Source organism: Microcoleus sp. A6-C6 (assembly GCF_036705955.1).
GTDB lineage: Bacteria > Cyanobacteriota > Cyanobacteriia > Cyanobacteriales > Microcoleaceae > Microcoleus.
Map to the genome: position 1 here is coordinate 1 of NZ_JAUBVR010000142.1, position 6,247 is coordinate 6,247.

The 6,247-nt window shown below is 37.2% G+C and carries 4 protein-coding genes; 1 reads left to right on the plus strand and 3 read right to left on the minus strand.

Features of this window, described 5'->3' with window-relative positions; translation table 11 throughout:
- Window positions 1-119 precede the first annotated feature (119 nt).
- The 3 genes from QUB52_RS28360 to QUB52_RS28370 form a co-directional block, all read right to left on the minus strand.
- Window positions 120-2,411: a dynamin family protein gene (locus QUB52_RS28360; protein ID WP_332972752.1), complete on the minus strand. Its 2,292-nt coding sequence runs from the start codon at window positions 2,409-2,411 to the stop codon at window positions 120-122.
- Window positions 2,412-2,422: 11 nt separating this feature from the next.
- On the minus strand, window positions 2,423-3,244 hold the full coding sequence (locus QUB52_RS28365) for a hypothetical protein (RefSeq protein ID WP_332972750.1): 822 nt from the start codon (window positions 3,242-3,244) through the stop codon (window positions 2,423-2,425).
- Window positions 3,245-3,350: 106 nt separating this feature from the next.
- A complete protein-coding gene (locus QUB52_RS28370) occupies window positions 3,351-5,759 on the minus strand; it encodes a dynamin family protein (RefSeq protein WP_332972749.1) in 2,409 nt (802 codons plus the stop codon).
- Between the two features lie 214 nt (window positions 5,760-5,973).
- On the opposite strand from QUB52_RS28370, the gene QUB52_RS28375 reads away from it, so the two are divergent.
- Window positions 5,974-6,099: a hypothetical protein gene (locus QUB52_RS28375; RefSeq protein WP_332972748.1), complete on the plus strand. Its 126-nt coding sequence runs from the start codon at window positions 5,974-5,976 to the stop codon at window positions 6,097-6,099.
- Window positions 6,100-6,247 lie beyond the last annotated feature (148 nt).

The window sequence follows — 6,247 nt, forward strand, 5'->3', positions numbered from 1 at the left end:
CTCCCCTCAGCTTCCTGGGTTTTGGGGCGGTATTTGTTGCATCCGCCGTGGCTGGGAGGACGTTAAGCGTGCGATCGGGGCGGGTATTTTTTCGGCGATTTTCCTGTATTTTTAGTAACTCACAGTACGTCCGGCGATCGACTTCTTTTTAAAGCAATAGATAATTGCCTCAATCGTTCGCTAACTTCTAAATTCGATTCTTGTGACTTCAAATTATTAGGTATTTCAGCAAACAAAAGTGGATTTTCCTGCAACCACTCATTGAGAGCAACGCCAGTCCAAGTACCTTCTTTGTCTCGGAAACTATCAACTAAACCCTTCAGTTCTTGAATACAGTATGACTCGAAACCAGCAGCACTGAAAATTGCATAGCGTAGGTATTCTTCAAACGCATTAATATCATTTTCTACCTCAAAAACTACAGATTCTTGGGGCGATTTTATATCTTGATAAACATACCCAGCAATTTGTGTTGCTACTCCTGTAACTCCTAATACTTGTTGCCTAATCTCAGAATTAAATAGTAAATCTGAACCATATTTTACATATTTTTTGAGAACTTTAAAGGCAGCTTCTTCCCCACTATAGTAGTTATCAATGATTTCAATATCTACTCCTAAACTTTTGATGATTTTATTTCGAGTATCACTATTAACTGGGCCGCGAATCAGCGCTTCAGCAACTGGACGAGCAAAGCGTAAAAATAATACACTTAAGCTATTCTCTAGTTTTGCTAAAAAATACTCCTCTGAATTTTCAATCAGCCTGGGTTTTACTTGATTACTTTCCCATAATAAACTTGTCATGTATTCAACTAATTTTAATGCTTCATCCTTAAGTTCTAAAGCAAGTTGATGAGCAATTGCAGAGAGAAGCTTAGTAATATCACCATACAAATCATCACGCCAAGCAAAATTGGCTTTCATGCGGTCAAATTCGGGATTTGAGTTAGCAAGAAAGATTGTATCTTTCTTTTTAAATGTTTCCTCCCTGAGTTTCTGCATTTCGTTGTCAACGATTTGTAAATATCGTTCTCTAAATTTTTCTATTTGAGTGAATGACTTAGCATTAGAACTGTCTAGGGGTTTGTTGACAACAGAATATTCATAGTATTTTTGTAAATCAGCTTTGATGGTTTCCCATTTTCGATTCCACCATTCTGTAAATAAAACGCGCCGATTATTTTCTTCAAATAGCTTGGCTTCTTCGGGATTTTCTGGATACTTTTTGCTGACTGTAAGATAAATTTGTTCAGAATTGCTGAAAATTTTATTGATAGACGCTTCGCATCTTTTCTTTAAAATCGAGACACGCTCAGTGTTGATATAGTTAAATATTTTCTCCTTAATTTCGGGAATCCCCGTGCCATTTTTATTCAGAGTTTCTTCATCGGTAATTCCAGTTAATGTTTTTAACCGAGCTTGAATATGGGTTGCGTCCCCAATCTCTAACTTAGTCTGTTCTCCTGCTAAACCATTCAACATTAGATAGGCTCCGGCTGAACCATATACAATGCGTTCAGGTGGAAGCTTTGCGCGCTTTAACCAGTCTTGAGATGCTTCTTCAATATGTGTTTTAAGCGCCTCTGCACTACCTAATGAATCAATCCGACTTAAAAAAACAAAAAGCTTATCAGCAACCGTGACATTTTTATCGCCAAGTTCGGTAAACTTGATGATTTCTAGTTCCTTTTCTCGGAGGCTAGTAAACCGCTGTACTAATATCACCGCATCACAGTCAGAGAGCATTGCTTGTGCTTCATCAACGTGCTTTGCTAAACCTGAATCTAAACCGGGAACATCATAAAAAACAATTCCTTCAGCCTGAGCAAGTTTGTTAGTATAAAGTCTCGCCTCTAAAACAGCGTGAGCATACTTTTCATCTGCTACATACTTCTTGAGTGGTTCTCTAATATCTTCGAGTCTAGTAAAAGGAAAAGTCAGATTACCTTCTCTTCTTACCTGTTGTAAAGTTATTTCGTTGGCTCGTATAGTATTTAGGTCTTCTTTTGCCCCTACTTTCTCAAGTTCCTTTAGTAAAGTGAGAAACTCTTCATCAGTTCTCGCTTGTACTTCCAGCCTTTGTTCGGACTCATTTTCAACTGAATAAATCTGGGTGGTTGTAAATGTACATCTTCCTCCCTTCGCTGGAAGTAAATCGCATTCTAGCCAAGCATTAATAAATGTGCTTTTTCCGGCTTTTTCTAGCCCGACAACAGCGATGCGAAACTCGCGTTTTTTGAGTCTTTCAAGTTGGCGACGAGTTGGTTCTTCTTCTTGTAAAAGTATGTCTTTTAATCGAGCCGGAACTTCGGCTTGGGGTAAGTTGGCTAAATTAACCGCGTGTCGCTGCACGTTTAGAGCGTCGCTAAGACGAGTTTCATAGTAAGAAGATGCTGTTTTCCAGTCCATTGATATATTCCTTAAACGCGGTTAAAGTTTTCTAAACCAGATACAGATAGATATTCCAGACAAGCTAATTCTTTAACAGTACCCTGTCCATTTTGGGGAAGATTTCTTTTTAAAATATATTGAACTTTCTTCCCAATCATTTCTGGCCCATCAGCAATGTCAATCCTAACGTAAAATTCTCTTTGTTCACTTACATCTGTAATATCTTCCTCAGTTAATTTTAGACGCTGCTGTATGGTATTCGCATCTTCATGACTTGTACATAGAAAATATGAAGCATTTTCTATTAGTGTTTCTATATCAGAGACATTAATTGTATGATTCTTTCTGATATTTCCCACCGCCGATGCAGGTACAACAAGACACAAGCCTACAGGTACAGAGACTTTTGGTTGTGGTGGAAAGCTATCTGATGGCGGAATTTTGCGATTATCTCCTACTTCTCGTTCTTTTTTGGTTTTTTCAAGATATTTTATACAAACAAATGCTCCTACAATTAGACATCCTATAACAACAATCTGAAATAATTTCATGTAATTAACTTCCTCATTACTTTCCATGTTACCTGCATTTTTAAAAATATCTTTCCCACGCTTAATTATATCATTTATCCATTGTGTTTGGTGATTAGGATTACTTATAAAAAGCCCAATATCCAATGATATAGATAAATCATCTTCTAATAATACATTAGATTTAATTTTAAAGAAATTACAAATTTCTTCAGCTTGTGATTCATCTGGCTCAAGTATTGTATAAATTACTGTGGACAGAACTCCCTTCTTTTGATTTTTAATTTGAGGATAAATCTCTGCAAAAATGTCTTTATACATACAATTTTTCTATGTTTTGACCTACTGAAAATCTGGGTTGCGGATTCATATCATTATATTTTTGGGATAGAGCAAGGATTTTAAATTAACAAAATCAATTGTCAATTCACTTAATTTTCCAGATTTTTCCTAAGCTAGAAAATTCTTCTGCTAAGCTTTGAGCTTTTTGTTTCATAGGTTGCCAGACATTTCTTTGCTTTTCATAATTTAGGATAATTTCTTGGTTTGCCTTATCGAGTCTTTCCTGATAACGGTCAATAATATCACTCTGAATTTTGTCTACATTTTTTTTTAGACAATCAATTTGTTCTAGTAACCAGCGTGCGACCTGATTTACTCTTTCTGGGTCTTCCGCTTTTGCCTGCTCTATCCAACCTGTAAGTAAATTTTCTATGCTGGGTAGTTCAGCATTATCACTAGAACGTGGTTGATACTCGGTTTCATAAATGGTTTTTTTACCTATCCACAATGTATACCAAGTTCGTTTTTGTTTTTCAACCTGTACTGCTTCTTCCCAAGTCCCTTGTGTAATAGCAAATCCTGCTTTAAACCGAAAATTAAATTTTAAATTACTCTCGACTTTAATCAGTTCTGATTCAGGAAATTTTATCGCTATGTCAGGTGCACGATCATTTGCTCCATTTTCAAAATAAGACAAGTGGCAACGAAACAATTCTGACACAGCCTGGTAAATTCTATCTAGTTCTTGTGTAGAAATCTGTTTCAATACATCCTGTATAACAATGTTAAGATGGATAGCTAGTTCATTAAGCTCCTCATTGAGTTGTTTGAGTTTGTTTTTCTCTGCCTCTGTTCTTGCTTCCATTGTTTTTCCTTCTTTAGCAACGGAAGCTTTGTAGCCTAAGTCAACTAAACGGTTCAAGTTTCTTGCTAGTAAATTGACATTTAAAACATTTGCTCTTTTTAAATTCGGACTGTCTAAGTCTACCCTTCCAGTTTCTAAAGACTTTGCCACTGCTTCTAAGACTTGATTAATTCCTTTTTGAAATTCCTTGTCCCATGAATAAAGTGGAAATAATTTTTCTCCTAATTTATTGTATGGTTCGCGCTGCTGGAGTTCCGAAATTATTGTTCTTATATACTTCACAACGTCATCTTGTGACTGTTTTGCGAGAACCTGTTTAACTTTTGTATCTAGTCTTTCAAAAGGCTGTTTTAAGTTTGTATCGCTAGTTTCTAAGAACCCTTCAAGTAATGACCTAATCTCTGATATTTTTTTGCATTCCTTTTGATAATCTGCTTCTGAACTATTAAGAATAGCTGTTGTTGTTTGTGTAGCCCATTCCGCCACGGCATTTCCCGCAGCCAGATTAAAACGTTCTATAATTTGTGGAATTACTAGCTGTGGGAAGTGTTCAGTAATATGTTCCTTTAAGTGCTGCTGAAACTCTTCTGCATAAGATTTTTTCCATAATGCTTCAGCAACTCGTTTTCTGTCGTGTCTAGACCATTTTTGTACGTTACGTGGCAGGACTTCTAATATATTTTCATCAATTAATCCATTAAAATTGTTGTCTGCCTTTTTACAGGCTTCAGCACTATAGATATCATCATTATTTTGGATCTGAAGGGCTAGTAGCGCAGGCCATGTACTAAGTTTTACAACCTTCAACTTCTCAATATCTTCTGTATATTCTTTTAATTGTTCAGTCAATTCATTTTGAATACTGCGGATAGCATTTTCAAAAAAGCGATTTTCTGTGTCAGGCCAATTTCTATCGGCTCGAAAAACATCAATACGATTAAGAGTAAAAAGCATCCGCGCAGGGGAACCACCTAAATCTTTTACCTGCTGTACAACTTCTTGCAACAAGCATTTTACTTTTTGTGCATCGGTTTCTGCACTATTGTATGTTACTATGCACAATGCCTCTCGGCACTGTTTAATAACATCTGCGTTACCTTCATCGCCCACATAGGCTAAACCAGGTAAATCAAGAATTTTTACCCTTGTTCCTTCTGGCAGTTCTAGTTTTGACTCTTTGACAAGCCGGAAAGGGTAAAAGATGGTAGATTGTGGACAAGCTAAATTCGGTTGTTTTTCTCTGTTTTCGATATAACTTATCATTGCTTCGTATAAGCGCTGATAAATTTTCTCCTCTCTGATACCTCTCCATTCTCCACACTCCCACAATGCTCCTGGTGTTTCATGGATTATTAGAGACTTTTCCTTGCTATATTCGATAGTGACTGCCCCTGCGCTCATTTCACTTACGGCTACAGGAACAATTTCGGCTCCACACAACAAATTTACCAAAGTGCTTTTCCCGCTACTGGTGGTTCCTGTAGTCGCCAGAGTCAGAGTCGGATTACGAAGTTGATCAACCAGATTGCTTAAAGCCTCGTCTAATTTCATAGAGAGTTCTTGCATATCAGACTGATATGTATCTGGCAAATGCTCGGAAATCTCTGTATAAAAATTATTCCAGTATTTAGCAAGCAGTTGAGCTTTGAATTCTACTTCGTCAAAAACTTTGTATAATTGTTTACTCATGTGTTAAATACTGGTGTTGATAGTGAATATGTATCCTAGTTAACATATTTGAGCCGCAACTCATAGAGGGCTGACAGCCGCACTGTTTAATTGTGACTCTAGGGTATTATACTATACCTGTCAAGAGCCGATCGCACTTTCGTTAAATAATTTTACAAACAGGCTCTTCAGATTGTTGCAGGTGTTCAATCAGATGATCGGCGGGTGTTGCTGGATGCAGGTATCAAACGATCGCCCGATCGCCGAATCATCGCTCTCAATTGTGATAAATTATACCCATATTGCCCAAAGCCTGATCGCCCGCACAGTCAAAAAGTCGATCGCCCGCAACATCGACTAGAATTGATTGAACAGATTACCGACTTGCTGTTTTTGCGACGGTTGGATAAGTTGCACAGGCTAGAGGAGATGTTGACTTAATGCGTCGAGATTCAATCTTTTACAAGTTCTTTCAAGAAACTCCGACGCTGCTGTTTGAGCTATTGGAA

What these genes read in the sequence shown, in the direction of transcription:
- QUB52_RS28370 (WP_332972749.1), bottom strand. Translation starts at nt 5,759, where the DNA reads ATGAGTAAACAATTATACAAAGTTTTTGACGAAGTAGAATTCAAAGCT.
- QUB52_RS28360 (WP_332972752.1), bottom strand. Translation starts at nt 2,411, where the DNA reads ATGGACTGGAAAACAGCATCTTCTTACTATGAAACTCGTCTTAGCGAC.
- QUB52_RS28365 (WP_332972750.1), bottom strand. Translation starts at nt 3,244, where the DNA reads ATGTATAAAGACATTTTTGCAGAGATTTATCCTCAAATTAAAAATCAA.
- QUB52_RS28375 (WP_332972748.1), top strand. Translation starts at nt 5,974, where the DNA reads ATGCAGGTATCAAACGATCGCCCGATCGCCGAATCATCGCTCTCAATT.